This is a genomic window from Sphingopyxis sp. 10G20-10 (assembly GCF_057365075.1).
Genome location: NZ_CP195117.1, coordinates 1,072,416 through 1,092,902 on the forward strand (window position 1 = coordinate 1,072,416; position 20,487 = coordinate 1,092,902).

The following is a 20,487-nucleotide window of genomic DNA, read 5'->3' on the forward strand; positions in this document are numbered from 1 at the left end:
TATAGATGCACCACGCTTTCGCAGGGCTGAACGATTATTCGGCGGCGACCGCCTCTGCCTTGTCGCTGAGCGGATGGGCGAGACGGCTGAGCATTTCCTTGGGGCAGACTTGCCAGAACTGGCCCTGCCAACGGTCCCAATCGGCCAATATTTCGTTCGACCATTTGCTGCCGGTCGATTTGGCATGATCGGCGACCAGATCGCGCAGCTCGGCTTCCCAAACCGCGCTGTCCAGTCGCTGCCAAACAATCGATTCTCCATTGGCATGGGCGTCGAAGCTGCCGTCAACATCGAGCACATAAGCCATGCCGCCGGTCATCCCGGCCCCGAAGTTGGAGCCGACAGAACCGAGGATGACCGCCGTGCCGCCGGTCATATATTCGCAGCCATTGGCGCCGCAGCCTTCGACAACCACTTTGGCGCCCGAATTGCGCACGGCAAAGCGTTCGCCGGCTTGACCCGCCGCCAGCAAGGTGCCCGCCGTCGCACCATAGAGCACGGTGTTGCCGACGATGCTGTTGTGCTGGCTGACCAGCGGGCTCGATACGGTGGGGCGCACGATGATCCGCCCGCCCGAAAGTCCTTTGCCGACATAGTCATTGGCATCGCCGAACACTTCGAGCGTGATGCCCTGACACAGGAAGGCGCCGAGCGATTGGCCGGCGGTGCCGCGCAGGCGGACATGGATATGCTCGTCATCGAGTGCCTTCATGCCGAACTTCGCAGTGATTTCGGCGGACAGGCGGGTACCGACGGCGCGATGGGTGTTGCGGACATTGTATGTGAGCTGCATCCGCTCTCCACGTTCGAACAAGGGCTTGGCATCGGCCAAAATCTGCGCGTCGAGGCTGTCGGGAACAGGGTTGCGGCCGCCGCCTTGCGAGCGGCGCTGGCTGTCGGGTGCATCGACTTTGGCCAGGATGGGGTTGAGATCGAGGTCGTCGAGATGCTCGGCGCCGCGGCTGACCTGACGCAACAACTCGGTGCGTCCGATAATCTCGTCGAGGCTGCGATAGCCCAAACGCGCCAGAATCTCGCGCACTTCTTCGGCGATAAAGGTCATCAGGTTGATGACTTTTTCCGGGGTGCCCGTGAATTTTGCGCGCAGCTTGTCATCCTGCGTACACACGCCGACGGGGCAAGTGTTGCTGTGGCACTGACGCACCATGATGCAGCCCATGGCGACAAGGCTGAGCGTCCCGATGCCATATTCCTCGGCCCCCAAAATGGCGGCAATCACAATATCGCGTCCGGTCTTTAGGCCACCATCGGTGCGGAGCCGGATGCGGTGGCGCAGGCCGTTGAGGGTGAGAACTTGATTGACCTCGCTCAGCCCCATTTCCCAAGGAGTGCCGGCATATTTTATGCTGGTTTGCGGGGACGCGCCGGTGCCGCCGGTGTTGCCCGAAACGAGGATGACGTCGGCATGGGCCTTGGCGACGCCCGCCGCGACGGTGCCGATGCCCGCCGAGCTGACCAGCTTGACGCACACCCGCGCGCGCGGGTTGATCTGTTTGAGGTCATAGATGAGCTGCGCCAGATCCTCGATCGAGTAAATATCATGGTGCGGCGGCGGCGATATGAGCATCACGCCAGGGGTCGAGTGGCGCAATTTGGCGATAAATTCGGTGACTTTGAAACCGGGAAGCTGGCCGCCCTCGCCGGGCTTGGCCCCTTGCGCAACCTTGATTTCCACCTCTTCGCACGCGCCCAGATATTCGGCATTCACGCCAAAACGGCCCGATGCAATCTGCTTGATGCTGCTGTTGGCATTGTCGCCATTGGCATAGGGCGTGTAGCGCGTTTTCGCCTCACCACCTTCGCCCGACACCGCCTTGGCGCCAATGCGGTTCATCGCGATGGCCAGCGTTTCATGCGCTTCGGGCGATAGTGCGCCGAGCGACATGCCGGGGGTGACAAAGCGTTTGCGGATTTCGGTAATCGCCTCGACGCTTTCCAGCGCCACACCTTCGGACGGAAAGTTGAATTCCATCAAATCGCGCAGATAGACGGGGGGCAAATCGGCGACCCCTCGCGAAAATTGCAGATAGGATGAATAGCTGTCGGTGCCGACCGCAGTTTGCAGCAGGTGCATCAACTGCGCCGAATAGGCATGTGTTTCGCCGCCAGCGCGCTGGCGATAGAAGCCGCCAATCGGCAGGGTCGCAACGCGCGTGTCAAAAGCGGCCTCATGCTTTTGGGTCGCATTGATGAACAGCGATTGATAGCCCTCACCCGAAATCTTGGCGGGCATACCGGGGAACAGATCGTTGACGAGCGCGCGGCTCAATCCGACGGCTTCGAAATTATAGCCGCCGCGATAACTGGAAATGACCGCGATCCCCATCTTGGACAGGATTTTGAGCAAACCGTCGTCGATCGCTTTGCGGAACCGTTTGCGGCATTCGACCAGGCTGAGGTCGCCGAGCAGACCGCGCGATTGTCGGTCGGCAATCGCTGCTTCGGCCAGATAGGCATGGACGGTGGTGGCGCCGACGCCGATCAGCACCGCAAAGGCATGGGTGTCGAGAATTTCCGCCGACCGGACGTTGATCGACGCATAGCTGCGCAGCCCCTTGCGGACGAGATGGGTGTGGACGGCGGCGGCGGCGAGCACCATCGCCATGCCGACGCGATCCTTGCCGATATTCTGATCGCTAAGAAATAATTCGCTGCGCCCCGCGCGCACCGCATCTTCGGCTTCGCGGCGGACGCGGGCGATGGCTTCGCGCAATGATGCGGCGTCACCTCCGGTAGGGAAGGTGCAATCGATATCGGCAACCGCATCGCCAAAATAGGCGCGCAGCCGGTCCCAATCATCGCCGACCAGCACGGGGGAATCGATCACCAGTACATGCTCGCTTTGCCCCTGCTCGTCGAGAATGTTGGCGAGGTTGGCAAAGCGGGTGTTGAGGCTCATCACATGCCGCTCGCGCAGGCTGTCGATCGGCGGATTGGTGACCTGACTGAAATTCTGACGGAAAAACTGCGCGACATGACGCGGTTTGTCCGAAATCACCGCGAGCGGGGTGTCGTCACCCATCGAACCGATGGCTTCCTTGGCATCCTCGACCATCGGCGCGAGGATGAGTTCCATATCCTCCATCGTCAGCCCCGCCGCGACCTGACGGCGCAGCAATTCGGGACGGTCAAATTCCGGCAACGTGCTTCGCCCGCCCTTGGGCAGATCGGCCATCGACCGGAATCCTTTGACCCGCGCGCCATAGTCTTGTGCGCCCGCAATCTTGTCCTTGATCGCGCGGTCTTCGAAAAGTTCGCCGCTGTCGAGATCGACCGCGATCATCTGGCCGGGGCCAAGGCGGCCCTTTTTGCGGACGCTGGCTTCGGGAAGCAGGACCATGCCGCTTTCGGAGCCGACGACGAGCAGATTGTCGGAAGTCAGCGTATAGCGGAGCGGACGAAGCGCATTGCGGTCCATCCCTGCCACGGCCCAGCGGCCATCGGTCATCGCCAAGGCGGCGGGGCCGTCCCACGGCTCCATCACGCTGGCGAGATAGCGATACATGTCGCGATGCGCCTCGGGCATCGTGTCGTCATTGCCCCAGGCTTCGGGAACCAGAATCAGTTTGGTCGTCGGCGCGTCGCGGCCGGCGCGGCACAGCGCTTCGAACGCGGCGTCGAGCGCGGCGGTGTCCGATGCTCCCGCCGGAATCACCGGCTTGATGTCTTCGCTATGCTCACCAAAGGCGAGGCTCGCCATCTTGATCTCGTGGCTTTTCATCCAGTTTTTGTTGCCACGGATGGTGTTGATTTCACCATTATGCGCTAGGCAGCGGAACGGCTGCGCCAGCCACCATTGCGGAAAGGTGTTGGTCGAATAGCGCTGATGGAAAATCGCCACACGGCTTTCGAATAATTTGTTCGTCAGGTCGGGGTAAAAATCCGAGAGGCTTTCGGCGAGGAAAAGGCCTTTATAGATGATCGAACGGCACGACAGGCTGCAGATATAAAAGTCGGCGATCTGCGCCGCGATGACCTTTTTCTCGATCCGGCGGCGAACGAGATAAAGCTGCTTTTCGAACTCGGCGAGCGAGGCGGCGTCGGGCAGTGGTCCGGCGACCATAATCTGTTCGATTTCGGGGCGCGTGCGTTGCGCCTTGTCGCCGATCACCGACACATCCACCGGCACCTGCCGCCAGCCATAGATGGTGAAACCGGCGTCGATTATTTCAGTTTCGATAATGGTCCGGCAATGTTCCTGCGCGTTCAAATCGGTACGCGGCAGAAAGATCATCCCGACGGCCAGCCGGTTCGGCAGCACCTTGTGCCCCGATGCGGCAATCGCATCGTCAAAGAAACGGATCGGCAGGTCGACATGGATGCCCGCGCCGTCGCCGGTCTTGCCATCGGCATCGACCGCGCCGCGATGCCACACCGCGCGCAACGCCTCGATCGCCGCCTCGACAACGCGGCGCGACGCCTTGCCATCGGTGGCCGCGACCAGCCCGACGCCGCAGGCATCGGATTCAAAGTCAGGACGATACATGCCTTCGTTGGCGAGACGCTCATGTTCGGGGGTAGGGAAATAGGTCATCGTCATGCTGCCTTTTTCTCAGCCGCGGCCTTGGCCTTCAGCCATTTCTGCATTTGTTCGCTGACGTCGCGCCCGTCGCGGATGCCCCAGACGACCAGGCTGGCACCGCGGACAATATCGCCCGCCGCGAACACGCCGGGCAGGCTGGTCATCATCGTTTGATGGTCGACGCGCAGCGTGCCCCAGCGGGTGACGCTGAGGTCGAGTGATCCGAACATATGGGGTAAGTCTTCGGGGTCAAAACCCAGCGCCTTGATCACCATGTCGGCGGGCAGATCGCTCTCGCCACCCGGGTCGCGCTCGGGGCTGCGGCGTCCGCTGGCATCGGGTGCGCCAAGGCGCATGGCGGCGACCTTTACCTGTTTGACCGTCTTGCCACCGACAAAACTGTCGGGGGCCGACAGCCAGACGAATTCGACGCCTTCTTCCTCGGCATTGCCGACTTCGCGTTGCGAGCCTGGCATATTGGCGCGGTCGCGGCGATAGAGGCATTTCACCGACTTGGCCCCTTGGCGAACCGCGGTGCGGACACAATCCATCGCGGTATCGCCGCCGCCGATCACCACGACATGCTTGCCATCGGCATTGAGGCTGCCGTCGTCAAAGGCGGGGACGCTGTCACCAAAGCCTTTGCGGTTCGACGCGATCAGATAATCGAGTGCAGGAATCACGCCCTTGGCATCGCCGCCGGGCAGTGAAATTTCGCGCGGTTTGTAAACGCCGGTCGCAACCAGAATCGCGTCATGTTTGTGGCGCAATTCCTCCAGCGTGGCGTCGCTGCCGACATCGAAGCCGGTGTGGATATGGATACCGCCCTCGATCAGCCGGTCGACGCGGCGCATGATCACGTCTTTTTCCAGCTTGAAGCCGGGGATGCCATAGGTCAGCAATCCGCCTGCGCGATCATGCCGGTCATAGACATGAACTTCATGCCCGGCACAGCGCAGATATTCGGCGGCGGTGAGGCCAGCGGGACCTGCTCCGATGACGCCAACCGACTGGCCGGTGTCGCGGCCAACATCCAGCGGTTCGACCCAGCCCTCGGCCCAGGCGGTGTCGGTGATATATTTTTCGACGCTGCCGATGGTGACAGCGCCATGCCCAGAAAATTCGATGACGCAATTGCCCTCGCACAGCCTGTCCTGCGGGCAGATGCGGCCACAGATTTCGGGCATGGTCGATGTCGCGTTCGACAATTCATAGGCTTCGCGCAGCCGCCCCTCGGCGGTCAGTTTCAGCCAGTCGGGAATATGATTGTGCAGCGGGCAATGGACCGCGCAATAGGGCACACCACATTGTGAGCAACGCGCCGCCTGGGCGTCGGCATCGTCCGCAGGATAGCGTTCCGAAATCTCGCGAAAATCGCGCGCACGCTCTTCGGCTGTCCGCTTGTCCGGATAGCTTTGGTCGTGTTCGACAAATTGTAACATGCGTTTGGCGGCCATTTGCAAAATTCCCTTGTTACCGGGGCAAATGCACCGCGCTGCCGCTATTGTCACGGCGGATTCGCAAAGTAGGACAATTATTATGTCCTAAAATTTGAAGTTTTTGGAGAAATCGTCAGATTTGACGAAAGATTATTACGTAACTAATACCGTTTCGGCCCTATCTAACCGCAAGCCATATCAGCGCCGCCGATCCGATGGCGATTCGGTACCAGGCGAAGGGGGCAAAGCCGAACCGCCCGACAAAGGCGACAAAGCCGCGCACCACGGCGAGCGCCACCAGAAACGCCACGACAAAGCCGATGCCCAGCGATGTGATGTCGCCCGTCTGAAAGCTGTCGACATTTTTATAGAAATCATAGGCGGTTGCCGCGACCATCGTCGGGATGGCAAGGAAAAAGGTGAACTCGGCCGCCGTCTTGCGATCGACCCCCAACATCAGCGCGCCCATGATGGTGGCGCCCGATCGCGACACGCCGGGGATCAACGACAGACACTGGACCATGCCGATACCGATGGCGACCTTTAACGGCATTCCTTCGACGGTGGTGGTCGTGTTGCGGTGGGGCAGGCGCTCGATAATCAAAATGGCGATACCGCCGACGATCAGTGCCCACGCGATGATGGCGGGGGTGCCGATGGCGGCCTTGATCGCGCTATAGGTCAACACGCCGAGGATGAGCGACGGGACGACCGCGACCAACACATTGCGCGTGAACAATTGGGCATCGCGTTCGGTGAACAGCCCCATCGCCACCGCCCACAGTCGCTTCCAATAAACCACGCACACGGCCAGGATCGCGCCGAGCTGGATGATGACCATAAAGCTGGCTTCGGCTGGTCCGGTAAAGCCGATCAGCTCGCCCGCCAGCGCCATATGGCCGGTCGAGGACACGGGCAGAAACTCGGTCAGCCCCTCGATTATCGCGATGAGGATGACTTGCAGCAAATGGAGGGAGGTCATGCACAATCCTGTATGAAGGTTAGGGTCGTCGCTGGGAGGAGGTTTGGAGCGTTGCCCGCACCGGCAAGCCTATGCCAGCGCTGGCTCTTTGGACGGGGGTAGGGCGAAGATTAGTCAGCCGCCATCTGGCCGAACCGGCCATGCCTGCGATAGAGCACCAGCCAGTCGTCGGCGACTGTCGCCATCGCGGTTGGTGTGACGCCCAGACTGGCCAGCCCGCCACCGCCGTCAGCGACGATATTGTCCGATTGCAGCATCAGCCATTGATCCTTGGTGATCGGCGCGCCGGGCATCCATCCCAAGCCGCTGGCAAGAAAGGCAGCGGCAAAATCGGGAACATCGACAAACATCGGCTTGCGCCCGATGGCATCGGCAATCCAGCGCAGCAGGTCGGCCATGCTCAAAACCTGCGGCCCGCCAAGCTCGATGGTCTGGCCCGCCGCATCGGCATCGGTCAACGCCGCGACGACGGCGTCGGCAACATCGCCGACATAGACGGGCTGGAATTTCGTTGCCGGCGCGATCACAGGGATGACCGGTGCCATGCGGATCATTGCGGCAAAGCGGTTGATGAACTGGTCCTCGCGGCCAAAGATGATCGACGGACGCAGCACGGTCGCGGTGGGGAATGCGGCCTTCACCGCCGCCTCGCCTTCGCCCTTGCTGCGGCCATAGGCTGACGCGCTGTTCCGGTCGGCGCCAATCGCCGACATATGGATCAGCGTTTTAATCCCCGCCGCGACGGCGGCCTTTGCGACATGGTCGGCACCGTCGGCCTGTACCGACTGCATATTGTCAAAGCTGCCCACCAGATTGATGACGACATCGCTGCCAGCAATCGCGCGGGCAACGCTGGCACCGTCGCGGACATCCATCGCAACAAATTGGGTCTGCCCCAGTCCGCCAAGCGGCCGAAGGAAAGTAGCGGCGCGCGGATCGCGCTGCGCAACCCGCACCCGTGCGCCAAGCGTCAAAAGCCGCTGGACAACATAGCGCCCGACAAAGCCTCCGCCGCCCAACACCGTGACCAATTTGCCGTCGATTGTTTGCATTATGCCTGTCCGTCCTGATTGGTTTGCGCTTCAATGGTGCCGGTCATGGCTCCCCATGCCGCGAAGCGATGCGACGGGCAAGGGGTGCAACGACCCGATGGCCCGCTTTTTGGTCGATAAGGCGCAAACAAGGCGAAAAATCGTTCGTCGCGGGCCGAGCGTTGTTGACAAGCAAAGCAAGTCGCCGCTAAGCGCCCGCTCCTACCCCGTGCCCAGATGGCGGAATTGGTAGACGCACCAGCTTCAGGTGCTGGCGATCGCAAGGTCGTGGAGGTTCGAGTCCTCTTCTGGGCACCATTTTCTTTAGAATACTGTGAAAATTCAATATCTTGCAGAAAGGATTGAATTTTAGACCACCTTTCTGGCCACCCTTGTACGGGCGATGACCTGAACCGTTATGTGCCAACATATTTCACCGATTGGCGAGTCTCCACGATCCTGATACCGTCACGACACCTCGGGGTATTGTCGTAACCGGGGCATCGCGATGCTCCCTTCTAAGGGAATATCGTGATGAGGATACTATCAAAGCGTCAGCTTAAGGAGCTAATTTTGTACTCACCGCAACACGTCGCACGATTGGAAAGGGCGGGGCAATTCCCCAAGCGGGTACACCTTGGCCCGAGCCGAGTGGGGTGGGTTGAGGATGAAGTGCTCGATTGGCTCCAGCAACGGTTGGATCGCCGCGAAGAACCAAACCGACACTCCTCTTGAAGGAGCGGGTGGCCGGGATTGCAAGCCTGGCCACCCTTTTGTCACGCGACAACAAATAGAAATTCGCGTATTATTGCAGTATATCCAATCATCAGAGTAACCGGATACAACTCGCATGAAAATTGATCGCATCGATATAAGGAATTTTCGCCGACTCGAGAATATATCGGCGGGGGTCGAAGAACGTGAGACGGTTTTCGTTGGACCAAATAATAGCGGAAAGACCTCAGCGACTGCAATTTTCAGATGCTTTCTTGGCCAGCGTAAATTCCGAATTTACGATTTCTCGGTCGCTCGAATGGCCGATTTTGACGCCTTTGGTGCAGGTGGAGCAGCAGATATCTTACCTGCAATTGAACTGGACATTTGGTTTAAGGTCGATCCTGACACTATCGAATATGGGCGGGCGATTGCGCTGCTACCCAATTTATTAAACGACTTCGACCGCCTAGGCGTTCGACTGCGTTACGCTACCCCCGATCCTGCCAAACTGCGCGAGGCATACTTAGCAGCTTACCCCCAAGAGGGAGAGGAGCCGCTGGAAAAGACGCTCTCTACTTTTCTTGCCAACGATAGTGAGCTGAATCGACATTTCGAAATTACATATGCATCGCTTGAGGTTTCCGACGAAGGTGTAGTAGCAACACCATTGGATAAGGATGAGGGCAGGAATCTGCTTCAAACTCTCGTTCGTGTCGACTTCGTGGATGCCCAAAGAAACATCGACGACGAGGAACGGAATCGCAGCAATAAGCTATCGAGTGCATTCGCCGGATTTTATCAAAAGAATCTTGAACGACCGGAGGTGGCTGAAGAAGCACACCGCGTCATCGACGAAAATAACCAACAACTCACCGCGCATTACGCTGAGCAGTTTTCTGGGATTATGGGCGTTATCAAGGGCATTGGCGTGCCTTCGGTGAATGACCGTGAGTTGCGAATCGTCTCGACGCTGAGTCCTGAAACTGCTCTGCGCGGCAATACCGACCTGCTCTATGTCGATACTGGTCGAGGCCATGAACTCCCGGAACTCTATAACGGGCTGGGATTCAAAAACCTTATCTACATGGCTATTCAGGCGAAGCACTACCATTCCCAATGGGTTCGCACTGCCCAGAATCGTCCGCTCTGCCAAATCATCTTTATTGAGGAACCAGAGGTTCACCTACATGCGCAGGTGCAGCAGACCTTCATCACCAACATTTGGGATGTGATCAAGCAATCGGCCCAAGCGGAAGATGCGGGTGATTGGATTCCGCAGCTCATTGTTACCACCCACTCTTCACACATTCTGGACGCTACTGAGTTCGGAAAGGTGCGATATTTTAGGCGCTGCCATCTACACGGCGAAGAGCAAGACGCTACAAAGATTTTGAATGCCACGCAGGTTCACTCCCTACGAGATTTTCAACCGACTGCTGTCGAAGTTGAAGGTCAGGAAGCTACTCAGGAAGAGGCGTTGGCGTTCCTGAAACGCTACCTACGTTTGACCCATTGCGACTTGTTTTTTGCCGACGCGGCGGTGCTGGTTGAAGGTTCGGTAGAGAAACTCTTAATGCCGACGATGATAGACAAAGCCGCAAACCGACTGCAGACGTCGTATCTCACCGTGCTTGAGATTGGCGGTGCATATGCCCACCGCTTCGACGAGTTGCTGTCGTTTTTGTGTATCCCGTATCTTATCGTGACCGATATCGACTCTGTTCATCCTGACGGGAATCACCCAGCGTGTCGCGCTGATTTTCTAGGCGCACTCACTTCAAACGCATCTCTGAAGCAGCTTCTAGGAGTGAAAACTGTTGCAGAATTGATGGCGGTTACACCGAACCAAAAGCACAACGAAGAACGGGGTCGATACGTCACGTTTCAGCAGGAAATCACGGTTGCGGAAGGTGCCACAGCGAGCGCCATGCGACCGCGTACCTTGGAGGAGGCCTTCGTCTATCAAAATTTCCAACTCTTTCGTGCCGGCACGTTGAACCTCCGGCTTGCCATCCCTATGGGACTCGATGACGCCTACGAAGCTATATACAACCGCATCAAATCGAGCAGCTTCAAAAAAACCGACTTCGCAATGGATGTGCTCGCCAGCGATGCGGATTGGCAGGTTCCCGCCTACATCGCCGAAGGACTTCAATGGCTCGAAGTTAGACTGCATGGCCCGGTCGAAACCGGGCAACAATAGCTATGCCAGATCACGTCCAAACTGCTGCAGATGAAGCCGTCCGAGAGTGCCTTGCAACCCATCGCAGCTTTGCGCTGGTTGCTGGCGCGGGTTCGGGAAAAACCACATCGCTGGTCGATGCCCTTGCCGAAATTAGAGCAACCCATGGCTTTACCCTGCGTCAAAATGGCCAGCGCATCGCCTGCATCACATTCACCAATCGAGCCGTTGATGTCATTCGCCAACGGCTAGGGTTTGACGATCTTTATTATGTATCAACGCTTCACAGCTTTCTATGGGGCGAGATTAGTCGATTTCAACGTGATATCCGCGAAGCACTGCAAAACTCTCGATTGCCTGCCTTGATAGCCAAGGCTGCCGATGATGATACCGGCAAAGACACCAAAACAGCGCGCAAGGCGCGGGAGAAGGTCGCTAGGCTTCAAAATGAATTAGCTGCCCTCCCAGACGTCCCTCAATTCTCATACGATGATGCCGCGTTCAGCGACTATCTGAATGGGAAGTTGAGTCATGACGACGTTATCGAAATTGCTGGTTACCTTTTCCGCGAACGACTGAATTTTCGCCGCCTAATTGGTGTGCGTTACCCCTACATCTTTGTCGATGAAGCACAGGACACGTTCGTGCCAATTGTTGAAGGTTTGAATCAAGCTTGTGCAGAACTTGGGCTGCCACTGGTCGGATATTTCGGTGATCCGTGGCAGCAGATTTACGAGGGAAGGGCCGGAGATTTCGCCCCTCCAGAGGGCGGACTATCAATCACAAAGGTCGAGAATTTTCGCTGTTCACCGCAAGTGATCGAGTTTTTGAATGCATTCAGGACCGATGTTACACAGGTAGCCGCTGGCCCAAACGCCGAATTGGATGGCAGCGTGGAGATACGTTTGGTTAAGGCGGAAGCCCCCGAAGGCGAACGCAAGCGCTATTCAGAGGCCCAGTTAGACCGCGCACTTGTGGCAATGGATCAGGCTATCCAAGGCTGGGGTTGGGCAGAACGCACTGATGTAATCAGGCTCTTTCTCGTGCGCCAGATGATCGCAAGACGCTTGAAATTCTCTGGCCTGCAACAGCTATTCACCGGACCATACGCCTCGCAGCGAGCTCAGGATGATTATGAGGCAGGGGAACACCTTCTCCTAAAGCCGTTCCTCAAAGTCATTTGCCCGCTCATCGAGGCATCTGCCAACGGAGAAAGCCGACGTGTCATAGACATTTTGCGCACCAATAGCGCCGCGTATGATTCGCATGGCCCCAATGCGAACCGCAAACTCAAAGAGATGGTTGACCAGTCGAAGGTGCAACTTGAGGAGTTGATTGAAATTTGGGGCGCAGCAACCACCAAGGACGTGTTGGCTTATTGTCAAGATAATGGGTTGATACGTGTGTCTGATCGCCTTGCCGAGCAACTTGCAAGGCCACCTCGCGACGAAGAATATGATGACGAGGTACACAGTGAGGAAAAGGGCGATTGGCTGGCCGACAGATTTTTTGCCATGCCTACAGACGAACTCTTTGCTTACCAGGACTTCATCCGGGAGAACACACCATACAGTACACAGCATGGTGTGAAGGGCGAAGAATACCGTAATGTTCTGGTGGTTTTTGATGACGTTGAAGCCAACTGGAACCTTTACAGCTTTTCTAAATTGCTAACGCCGGGAACTGCTGGCGAACCCACGGAAGGACAATATGAGCGCGGCCGGAAGCTCGCCTATGTGTGCTTCTCTCGCGCCGAACAGCATCTGAAAATTCTGTTTTTTACCCCAGTGCCAGAGGCGACTAAAGGTGAACTGATAGCAAAGGGATTGTTCAACGAGCATCAAATTGTAATTGCTTGATGGGTTTCTCTATCCCCATCCCGGCGCGAATCCGATCCCTAGACATAGCCGCACATGGCTTGCCACCTGTGCGCGCCGCTCAGGGTCAACTTGGCGCGACTTCATAATATTCTTCCAAGAAATATTATGAATTGCCCGTGACCCGAGTAGTTCGCCGGTGAAACCTCCAAATCACTTTTCGCTTGACCCGGCTGACTGATCTTTCAATCGTCACAGTTTGAAACAATCTATCAATCGGGGGGTAAGATGGATCTACTATTCAAACGAGAGCAGACGTCTGGCAGCAGTGGGCGGGTCAACTTCAAGCTTTGGAGTAAACTGGAACCAACCGAAGATGAGCGAGCATTGATTGATCGCTATCGATTTGACGAGTCCATTCTGATCGGCGCCGATGATTCCCAGCTATGGCGTGCTGCTCTCAGGCGCGGTCTGCTAGTCTTTATCTTGGCTTCTGCTCTGTTTGTCTATTTGGCTGGCACTACGGGTCTAGCATTCGGAGCCGTAGCGGGGATTGCTGCGATCTATTTGTATATGAACGAACGGCGCGAGACGGTTTACGTCAAGGATCTGCTGCATGGCCGGAACTTTGCTTGTTATAGCGTGGTCGAGCTGGCAAAAAAAGAAGCGTGGATTGAGGGTGCGAGTGCATTGTTCCGTCAGCTTATGGAAAGTGCCAAGCATTGGGATGGGGTTGAGCAACACACCATCGAGCCGCTTCCGAAAGACCAAGCGCGGGAATTGATCCAGCGGGCCTTCTGATATGGTTTGGCGCATCGGCGCGCGGGTGCATAGCTTCCTTCACGGCCTATTTCGGCCCAGCGAGGCAACCTTAGTCCGCGAGCACTATGCGTTGCTCACTGAGCAGTTTCGCGCTGCCGGATTGGTGGATGGTGCATCACGACAGTTGCTAATCGACAATTTGGCCACTGAATTGTTGCACAATCTTGGTTTTGCCACCGATCACCCGCAGGCTTCGCGTGTTTATTCCCTGCTAGAGCGGCTGTTCGACTATGATAGTCTGTTCTTATTGCCAGACATCGATTGGTCGCGAAGCCGCACTATTGCCGAGCTTTGGGACATCCGCGAAGAAATAACCCGTCAGCGGAGCTTGGTTGAACAATTTGAGACCATCTGCCCTGCGTTGCGCAATGCGGCTGGGCTCTTTTTGTTGCCGACCTACTCCGCCTGTCCCAGCCTGCAATTCGGCAGCCCTGAAAGTGACGGAATTTCAGTCACTACTCGTTTACTCGACAATATCGGTGACCCCGGCGAGGTGGTTGGCCAGATGCTCCGCACCGGATTTTCTGAAGAACTGGCTAAATTGGGCGTGCTGACATGCTTGTCGGCCCAGCTCGAACATAATCTGATTGCAGCCTCTGGCGGCAACCCGGCCGACCCAGCCAGTTTCAATCGCGCCCCAAAAATGCCCGAACAGTTTGATGCCAAAAATGCCGAGCATTTAGTGGCGACCTATCTGAGCGGCACCCCCTTGCTCGACTTGTTTGACCAGCAGATTGAATTCATCATTCCGCAGCAGGCGCGCTTTGAGCATCAGCATATTGTTGCCGGGTCCGGTCATGGTAAAACCCAAACGCTTCAATATCTGATCGCTCATGACATTGCCGCTATGATCCGCCAGCCATGTTCGGTCGTTGTGCTCGACAGTCAGGGCGATCTTATCCGCAACATCGCCAAGCTGGCGGTCTTTGCCAAGGGTGGGCCGTTGCATGACAAAATCGTCATCATCGATCCGAGCGATGTGGAATGGCCGGTATCTCTTAATCTGTTCGATGTCGGTATGGACCGCCTCCAAGGCTATGCACCGTTGGAACGTGAGCGGCTGATCAACAGCATTTTGGAACTCTATGATTTTGTGCTGGGCACTTTGCTCGATGCCCAGATGACGCAAAAGCAGAATGTCATATTCCGCTATGTCACGCGGTTGATGCTTCATATTCCCGATGCCACCATCCACACGCTACGCGAACTGATGGAGCCGGATAGCCACGTAAAATTTGCCGAGCATATTGCGAAATTGTCGGGCACCTCACGGCATTTTTTCGAGACCGAATTTGCATCCCGCGAGTTTGAGCAAACCAAACGCCAAGTGTTGCGCCGATTGTGGGGAATACTGGAAAACCAGACCTTCGAGCGGATGTTTTCTCATCCACGCTCGAAACTGGACCTGTTCAAGGAAATGAACGCTGGCAAGGTCATTCTGATCAATGCCGCCAAGGATTTGCTCAAGGAGCAAGGCACCGAGATATTCGGGCGCTTCTTCATCGCGATGATTGCACAGGCTGCGCAGGAACGGGCCACGCTCCAAACCAAAGACCGGGTGCCAACCTTTGTATATATCGATGAAGCGCAGGATTATTTTGACCGTAATATCGGGCTAATTCTAGCTCAGGCGCGCAAATTCAATGTCGGAATGGTGCTGGCGCATCAGTATCTCGGACAGTTGGAACCCAAGCTCCAAGAGGCTTTTTCGGCCAATACGGCGATTAAGTTTGCTGGCGGTGTATCAGCCAAGGATGCCCGCGCTCTGGCCCCGATGCTTTATACGCAAGCTGAGTTCATTGAGTCGCAAGGCAAGGGTAGTTTTGCCGCGCATATACGCGGCCAAACCAAACAAGCCGTGCCGCTTCAATTTCCCTTTGGTTATCTGGAAGACCAGCCGAAGATGACGGATGCAGAGCGGAGGGTGCTGCAAGCCATTATGCGCGAGCGTTATGCGATACATCACGAACAGCTCGGGGGTGATGATGAGCATTGTTCTGAAGCTAAGAGCGAAGAGCAGCCCCCATCTGCCGAAACGGACGAGCCAAAAGACTCGCCGACTGCTAATAGGCCACCACCTGGGCATGTCGATACAACTCCGAACGATGGCTGGTAGAAGCGAGAGGGATAAGCATGGCCGATGATCTAGACTCTAACAACAAGGACAAAATTGTTGCTGCCGCTCGTGGTGCATTGGCTGCTGTGCCTTTCGCCGGAGGTTTGCTTGGGGAGTTAGTTACGGAAGTCATACCCGGCCAGCGGCAAGAGCGGATAGTCGCCTATTTACGTGCCCTAGAAACCCGCGTGTCCGCCATGGAAGGAGGGGCTTTAAAGACGGCGCTTGAGAATCCAGAGAAAATTGATTTGATTGAAAGAGGCGGCTTTCAAGCTGCTCGCGCCACAACGCAGGAGCGCATTTCAAATATTGTGGAGATAGTTTCACGAGGTCTTGAGGGCGATGAAGCGGAGACCATCCGGCGCAAACGCCTTTTGGATCTTTTTGCTCAAATTGATGAAGACCAAGCGACTATTTTGACCGCCTATGGCCGGTCATATGCTGGTGGCGACCGAAACGCATGGGATACAGTCAGCAGGCCGCAACCTCCCGCACTTGGCTCCGGTCGGGCTGTCATCGAACAAAACCAACTTTATGATCTAGGTAAGGAACATCTTTTGCGATTAGGGTTGCTCAAAAGAAACTTTGGGACGGTGAAGAAGGGGCAAATTCCCGAGTTTGATACCAAGGCGGGAGCATTTAAAAGCAGGATTGAGATTTCCTATCTTGGCAGAATGCTGCTGCGAGAAATGGGCATTGAGCTACCTTTTGAAGATTGATCCTGTTGGCCCGAAAAAATTGTGCGCTTCTCAAGCCAACTCATACATGAAAACTACGGAACACAGCTGAAAATGCCGCACGGATACAGTCTGCGTCGGCCCGCCTAGATGGTTGATCCTCACCGCATGAGGATCAATATGGAATACGATCAAATTGGACGCCGAAACCGACTGAGCCCCAGCGCAACCGGCAAACGAATAACGCCGCAAGAGCGCGACCTGCTTTGGTTCTCCAAACTGGCTGAACACGGCCCTTTGCCATCATCATTTTTGCTCGAATACGGTCGGCAAACGCACAAATCTGATAAGCGCGCCAAAGAACGACTGACCGACCTGTTCAATGAGGATCGTACACCGCACGGCGGGACTTATCTCAATCGGCCCCCACAGCAATTTCGTACCATCGACAGCCGATACAATCAGCTGGTCTATGATCTCGCCCCGGCGGCATTGGCTGCACTGGCAGATCACGGGGTGACCATCAAACCAACCCGGTCCGGGCCGTGGCTGCACAGCCTCATGGTCAGCTGCGTCACCGCCTCGATTGAACTGGCCTGTCTGGCGCGAAGCGACATTGCCTTTATCCCGCAGAGCCAGATTTTGGCGCGGGCCGATGTAGAGCTGCGCTGGCCAACACAAATCGCTGACCCGAAAAGCGGCAATGTCTATCCCAAAGATTTGCTGCCCGATGCCGTGTTTGGTCTTGAATACAGAAGCGCCCACGGCAGCCGTTTCCGCTTCTTCGCGCTTGAAGCTGACCGGGCTACCGAACCGGTGACCTCGGCCAGTTTCAATCGGAAGAGCTTCGAGCGGCATCTACTGCAATATGCCGAATACATTGAAGCTGCCGGCTATCGAAAGCACCTTCGACTTTCTGCACCAATGTTGGTGCTCAACGTGACCAGCGACCGGACGCGAATGGAACGCCTGATCCGACTAACCGCTAAACATTTCCCACATGGAAACGACTATCAACTGTTCCAGCACTGGATGGATTTTGGGCCAGTTTTTGTGCCGCCAAAGCCATTATCTGCGTTGCTAAACGACGAATGGCAGCTCTCACCGCGAGGTAGCTTCAAGATCGGATTGCCATAAAAAAAGAGCCAAGCTGAGCTTGGCTCATAGCCGGTTGTCAGGATTAATACTCCGCAACCAGCATGATAGTAAGCACACGTTTTGTGACGCTAGGGTCAGCAGGATCGGGCGAACCCGATTCCAGATCGTTGCCATAATAGTCGATTTTCCAGAATAACTTGTTTTCATCGACATCAATAGAACCGAAATCGTGTTCCTGATACGGATCATTGTTGGCGCTAAAATCATCGAATGCCATCACTGCATGAGCGATCTGCCTCACAACGTCTTCGCCAAGATCATGGACTCCGGACGTGTGCATGATCATTCCGCCAACGCCCGTGCGGCGCAGCCGGTCATTGAGTGCACGGATGCGCGCCACCTTCTCATTCGTCATCTTTGTTCTCCTGATTTATCCGGCAGCAACAATTTACAGCCGGACTGGAACAGGCGAATTTTGCGGGATGGGGCATCAACTGGCCTGCGGCCAGCAAGCGCAGATCGTCTTTGGCTATTGGGTGGCCAGTCGCTCTGCGCTTGCGAAACAACAAAGGGCGACGCCTCATTGCACCGCCCTTTTATGAGGAACTGTCAGAGAACTATCCGTTACATCTCCGCCGCCAATCGGTCGGCAGGACTGCGGGCTACATGGTCCGCCAATGCCAACGCCTCAAAGAGCAGTATCGATCGGGGTTCATGATCGAAGAATCTTCGTTTAACCGGAAGCCACGGTAGCAGCGCCGGATAGCGCATCACCAGAGCTTCCGCTTCCTCATATTTACTGGGATGCGGATGGCGATGCTTCACAGCGACGTCGAGCACGTAATTCTCCGCTGCAATCATCGCGATGGCGGCGATAAGCTTGCGTGTCTCTTTGCCTTTATGGTGGCCCGAGACTTTTTCGGTTACCACCACATCAGGCTGATAGAAGTTGATCATCTTCTGCGCATATCCGGCAGCTTCGATTGATGATCGCGCCGCCCTCTTTGACGTGCGCCAATCTTTAAGCTTGCCTTCAACGAGCAGGACCAATCCGATGCGATCGGAGATCGCGGCGAAGGCCAGAACCCTAATCGGCATCATGGCGGCTAGAGTTATCGGCTGATCGTCTTTGCAGCTTTTCTATACTGGCCTCCCGATTGCGGGTCATCGCTAGCCCTTCCGTTGCCGGTGGCAGTGACGAGAGGTTGCTACGCAGTTTTGCGCGCCCATTTTCCAAGAGTTCGGCAAACAGATGTTCGAAAGAACGGCCAAAGATCAAAGAGAACAGGCAGATTTGCTCAATCGTCGGTAGCCATTTGTCGTTTTCGAGGGCTGCAATGGTTGATTGATGGCTATCAATCAGATGGGCGACATCACTTTGGGTGAAGCCCGATTTTCGACGTGCCAAACGCAGGTCGAGACCAAATTGTGTGGACATACAATTGATTGATTAAATTGGTAAATCCTCTCCTATTTTACCCAGTCCAAATCAAGCGCATAGTCACCACTTTATAGGCTCTGCCAATATTCATCTTCATACATCACCACCAGCGCGTCATGACCATTCGAGATAACGGAAAGGTGAAACCTTTCCGTCTCTGCCATGACGCGCTGGTGGTGATGTGACCGTCATTCCCAAGGGAAGAATATCGGAATTCCCACTTATCGCGCTAGACGCCACAAAAGCGGCAACACCTCTTTGGTGGTCGCTATCTGTGCCAACCAATGCACCGCACAATGTTGCCATGCCCGATATCACGCCCATCACAATGCTAGGTGAAGCCTATCACCGCTACGGTGACCGGCTCTTTGGTATAACGCAGGCTGACCGGATGCATTCGCTGTACATCATCGGTCAGACGGGCACTGGCAAATCAACCCTGCTGCACAATCTGGCAATGCAAGATGCGCTGAATGGCCAAGGCTTTTGCCTCATCGACCCGCACGGTGACTTGGCCGAGAGCCTGTCGCAGCGGATTGAACGCGAGCATATCTATTGGAATGTTGCCGATCCAAGCAGTTCCTATGGATACAATCCGATCACGCATGTGTCTGCGCGGTTTCGCCCACTGATAGCATCGGGCCTAATCGATGCTCTGAAGAAACAATGGGCCGATGCCTGGGGTGCAAGAATGGAGCACCTGTTGCGCTACGCCTTGCTCGCATTGCTGGAGTTACCACGAGCGGATTTGCGCGATGTCATTCGGCTCTATGTTGAGCCGGATTTCCGGCGCGAGGTCGTGTCCCAGATTACTGACCATCAAGTGCAGATGTTTTGGACGCGGGAATACAGCCGGATGAACTACCGCACCGCCTTTGACGGCGTGGCCCCAATCGCCAACAAGCTCGGAGCGCTGCTAGCGCACCCATTGCTGCGGACTGCCCTTTGTGAGCCGGAGCAACCACTGCGCTTTCGCCAGATCATGGATGGTGGCCAGATACTTATCATCAATCTGGCTAAGGGCCGTATCGGCAATGATAATGCCAATGTGCTGGGTGGCCTGATCGTCTCCAGCCTCATGAATGCCGCTTTCTCGCGCCTTGACTTGCCTGAAGGACAGCGCCGCCCCTTCGCGCTTCACATTGATGAGTTTCACAATTTCACGACCGAGGCTTTTGCCTCTGTTTTAGCCGAGGCACGAAAATACGGTCTGTCATTGACGCTGGCCCATCAGCACCTTTCCCAATTGGAACCCGGAGTACTGGATGCGATCTTCGGAAATGTCGGCAGTATCATCGCGTTTCGCCTTGGCGCTATCGATGCGCCGACTTTTTGCCGCCAGTTCGGTCAATTGGAGACGCAAAACTTGATCAATCTACCCAATTATCATGTCTGGGTTCAATTGATGATCGCGGGCCAGAAGAGCCGCGCTTTCTCCGCCAAGACCCATCCCGTCCAGCATTGATCATCCGCATAAAGTGGTGACTAGGCCATAACTGTAGCATCGATAGACTATGGCCATGGACGAAAAACTATATGCCTATTTGCAAATCTGCCGCCGCACCTATGAACGCCATATGCGAGAAGGCACTTGGCCGTGGGCAAGTGATTCGACGAATCCT

General features: G+C 56.0%; 15 protein-coding genes and 1 tRNA gene. 9 read left to right on the forward strand and 7 right to left on the reverse strand.

From position 1 onward, the window contains the following. Positions 1–34 precede the first annotated feature (34 nt). The 4 genes from gltB to ACR3XE_RS05290 form a co-directional block, all read right to left on the reverse strand. Positions 35–4,555 carry a glutamate synthase large subunit gene (gene gltB / locus ACR3XE_RS05275; protein WP_473700360.1) on the reverse strand — a complete coding sequence of 1,507 codons (4,521 nt, stop codon included), beginning with the start codon at positions 4,553–4,555 and terminating at the stop codon, positions 35–37. 2 nt (positions 4,556–4,557) lie between these two features. Next, on the reverse strand, positions 4,558–6,000 hold the full coding sequence (locus ACR3XE_RS05280) for an NAD(P)-dependent oxidoreductase (protein WP_473698652.1): 1,443 nt from the start codon (positions 5,998–6,000) through the stop codon (positions 4,558–4,560). Between the two features lie 160 nt (positions 6,001–6,160). After that, the gene (locus ACR3XE_RS05285; protein WP_473698651.1) at positions 6,161–6,964 is read right to left on the reverse strand and encodes an undecaprenyl-diphosphate phosphatase; all 804 of its coding nucleotides are present in this window, start codon (positions 6,962–6,964) and stop codon (positions 6,161–6,163) included. Between the two features lie 110 nt (positions 6,965–7,074). Further along, positions 7,075–8,016: a complex I NDUFA9 subunit family protein gene (locus tag ACR3XE_RS05290; RefSeq protein WP_473698650.1), complete on the reverse strand. Its 942-nt coding sequence runs from the start codon at positions 8,014–8,016 to the stop codon at positions 7,075–7,077. Between the two features lie 210 nt (positions 8,017–8,226). On the opposite strand from ACR3XE_RS05290, the gene ACR3XE_RS05295 reads away from it, so the two are divergent. The 8 genes from ACR3XE_RS05295 to ACR3XE_RS05330 all read left to right on the forward strand — a co-directional run bounded on the left by ACR3XE_RS05295 (position 8,227) and on the right by ACR3XE_RS05330 (position 17,463). Next, positions 8,227–8,313: transfer RNA gene (locus ACR3XE_RS05295), tRNA-Leu, on the forward strand. A gap of 216 nt (positions 8,314–8,529) precedes the next feature. Next, positions 8,530–8,730, forward strand: a complete 201-nt coding sequence (locus ACR3XE_RS05300) for a helix-turn-helix transcriptional regulator (protein WP_473700359.1) — start codon at positions 8,530–8,532, stop codon at positions 8,728–8,730. A 115-nt stretch (positions 8,731–8,845) separates the two neighbouring features. Further along, a complete protein-coding gene (locus ACR3XE_RS05305) occupies positions 8,846–10,915 on the forward strand; it encodes an ATP-dependent nuclease (protein WP_473698649.1) in 2,070 nt (689 codons plus the stop codon). Between the two features lie 2 nt (positions 10,916–10,917). Further along, on the forward strand, positions 10,918–12,753 hold the full coding sequence (locus tag ACR3XE_RS05310) for a UvrD-helicase domain-containing protein (protein WP_486185959.1): 1,836 nt from the start codon (positions 10,918–10,920) through the stop codon (positions 12,751–12,753). Positions 12,754–12,999: 246 nt separating this feature from the next. Next, complete coding sequence (locus ACR3XE_RS05315; RefSeq protein ID WP_473698647.1) at positions 13,000–13,512, forward strand: hypothetical protein; 513 nt, start codon at positions 13,000–13,002, stop codon at positions 13,510–13,512. 1 nt (position 13,513) lies between these two features. Continuing rightward, entirely contained in the window at positions 13,514–15,649 is a 2,136-nt protein-coding gene (locus ACR3XE_RS05320; RefSeq protein ID WP_486185960.1) for a type IV secretory system conjugative DNA transfer family protein, read from the forward strand. A 17-nt stretch (positions 15,650–15,666) separates the two neighbouring features. Further along, complete coding sequence (locus ACR3XE_RS05325) at positions 15,667–16,368, forward strand: hypothetical protein (protein WP_473698644.1); 702 nt, start codon at positions 15,667–15,669, stop codon at positions 16,366–16,368. Positions 16,369–16,506: 138 nt separating this feature from the next. Next, a complete protein-coding gene (locus ACR3XE_RS05330) occupies positions 16,507–17,463 on the forward strand; it encodes a replication-relaxation family protein (RefSeq protein ID WP_473698643.1) in 957 nt (318 codons plus the stop codon). Between the two features lie 43 nt (positions 17,464–17,506). Here the strand turns inward: ACR3XE_RS05330 and ACR3XE_RS05335 are convergent, their stop codons facing one another. The 3 genes from ACR3XE_RS05335 to ACR3XE_RS05345 form a co-directional block, all read right to left on the reverse strand. Continuing rightward, positions 17,507–17,839, reverse strand: coding sequence for a DUF3768 domain-containing protein (locus ACR3XE_RS05335; protein ID WP_473698642.1), 333 nt, complete (start codon positions 17,837–17,839; stop codon positions 17,507–17,509). A 209-nt stretch (positions 17,840–18,048) separates the two neighbouring features. Continuing rightward, positions 18,049–18,525: a hypothetical protein gene (locus ACR3XE_RS05340; RefSeq protein WP_473698641.1), complete on the reverse strand. Its 477-nt coding sequence runs from the start codon at positions 18,523–18,525 to the stop codon at positions 18,049–18,051. After that, positions 18,512–18,862, reverse strand: coding sequence for a helix-turn-helix transcriptional regulator (locus ACR3XE_RS05345; RefSeq protein ID WP_473698640.1), 351 nt, complete (start codon positions 18,860–18,862; stop codon positions 18,512–18,514). Before ACR3XE_RS05345 ends, ACR3XE_RS05340 begins: the two co-directional genes overlap by 14 nt. Before the next feature lie 184 nt (positions 18,863–19,046). Between ACR3XE_RS05345 and ACR3XE_RS05350 the strand changes: the two genes are divergently transcribed. Next, positions 19,047–20,330, forward strand: coding sequence for a type IV secretory system conjugative DNA transfer family protein (locus ACR3XE_RS05350; protein ID WP_473698639.1), 1,284 nt, complete (start codon positions 19,047–19,049; stop codon positions 20,328–20,330). Positions 20,331–20,487 lie beyond the last annotated feature (157 nt).

Excerpts from the sequence above, each read along its gene's own strand:
- gltB (WP_473700360.1), bottom strand. The coding sequence starts at position 4,555 with ATGACCTATTTCCCTACCCCCGAACATGAGCGTCTCGCCAACGAAGGC.
- ACR3XE_RS05335 (WP_473698642.1), bottom strand. The coding sequence starts at position 17,839 with ATGACGAATGAGAAGGTGGCGCGCATCCGTGCACTCAATGACCGGCTG.
- ACR3XE_RS05300 (WP_473700359.1), top strand. The coding sequence starts at position 8,530 with ATGAGGATACTATCAAAGCGTCAGCTTAAGGAGCTAATTTTGTACTCA.
- ACR3XE_RS05345 (WP_473698640.1), bottom strand. The coding sequence starts at position 18,862 with ATGTCCACACAATTTGGTCTCGACCTGCGTTTGGCACGTCGAAAATCG.
- ACR3XE_RS05315 (WP_473698647.1), top strand. The coding sequence starts at position 13,000 with ATGGATCTACTATTCAAACGAGAGCAGACGTCTGGCAGCAGTGGGCGG.
- ACR3XE_RS05325 (WP_473698644.1), top strand. The coding sequence starts at position 15,667 with ATGGCCGATGATCTAGACTCTAACAACAAGGACAAAATTGTTGCTGCC.
- ACR3XE_RS05320 (WP_486185960.1), top strand. The coding sequence starts at position 13,514 with ATGGTTTGGCGCATCGGCGCGCGGGTGCATAGCTTCCTTCACGGCCTA.
- ACR3XE_RS05340 (WP_473698641.1), bottom strand. The coding sequence starts at position 18,525 with ATGATGCCGATTAGGGTTCTGGCCTTCGCCGCGATCTCCGATCGCATC.
- ACR3XE_RS05290 (WP_473698650.1), bottom strand. The coding sequence starts at position 8,016 with ATGCAAACAATCGACGGCAAATTGGTCACGGTGTTGGGCGGCGGAGGC.
- ACR3XE_RS05330 (WP_473698643.1), top strand. The coding sequence starts at position 16,507 with ATGGAATACGATCAAATTGGACGCCGAAACCGACTGAGCCCCAGCGCA.
- ACR3XE_RS05280 (WP_473698652.1), bottom strand. The coding sequence starts at position 6,000 with ATGGCCGCCAAACGCATGTTACAATTTGTCGAACACGACCAAAGCTAT.
- ACR3XE_RS05310 (WP_486185959.1), top strand. The coding sequence starts at position 10,918 with ATGCCAGATCACGTCCAAACTGCTGCAGATGAAGCCGTCCGAGAGTGC.
- ACR3XE_RS05305 (WP_473698649.1), top strand. The coding sequence starts at position 8,846 with ATGAAAATTGATCGCATCGATATAAGGAATTTTCGCCGACTCGAGAAT.
- ACR3XE_RS05285 (WP_473698651.1), bottom strand. The coding sequence starts at position 6,964 with ATGACCTCCCTCCATTTGCTGCAAGTCATCCTCATCGCGATAATCGAG.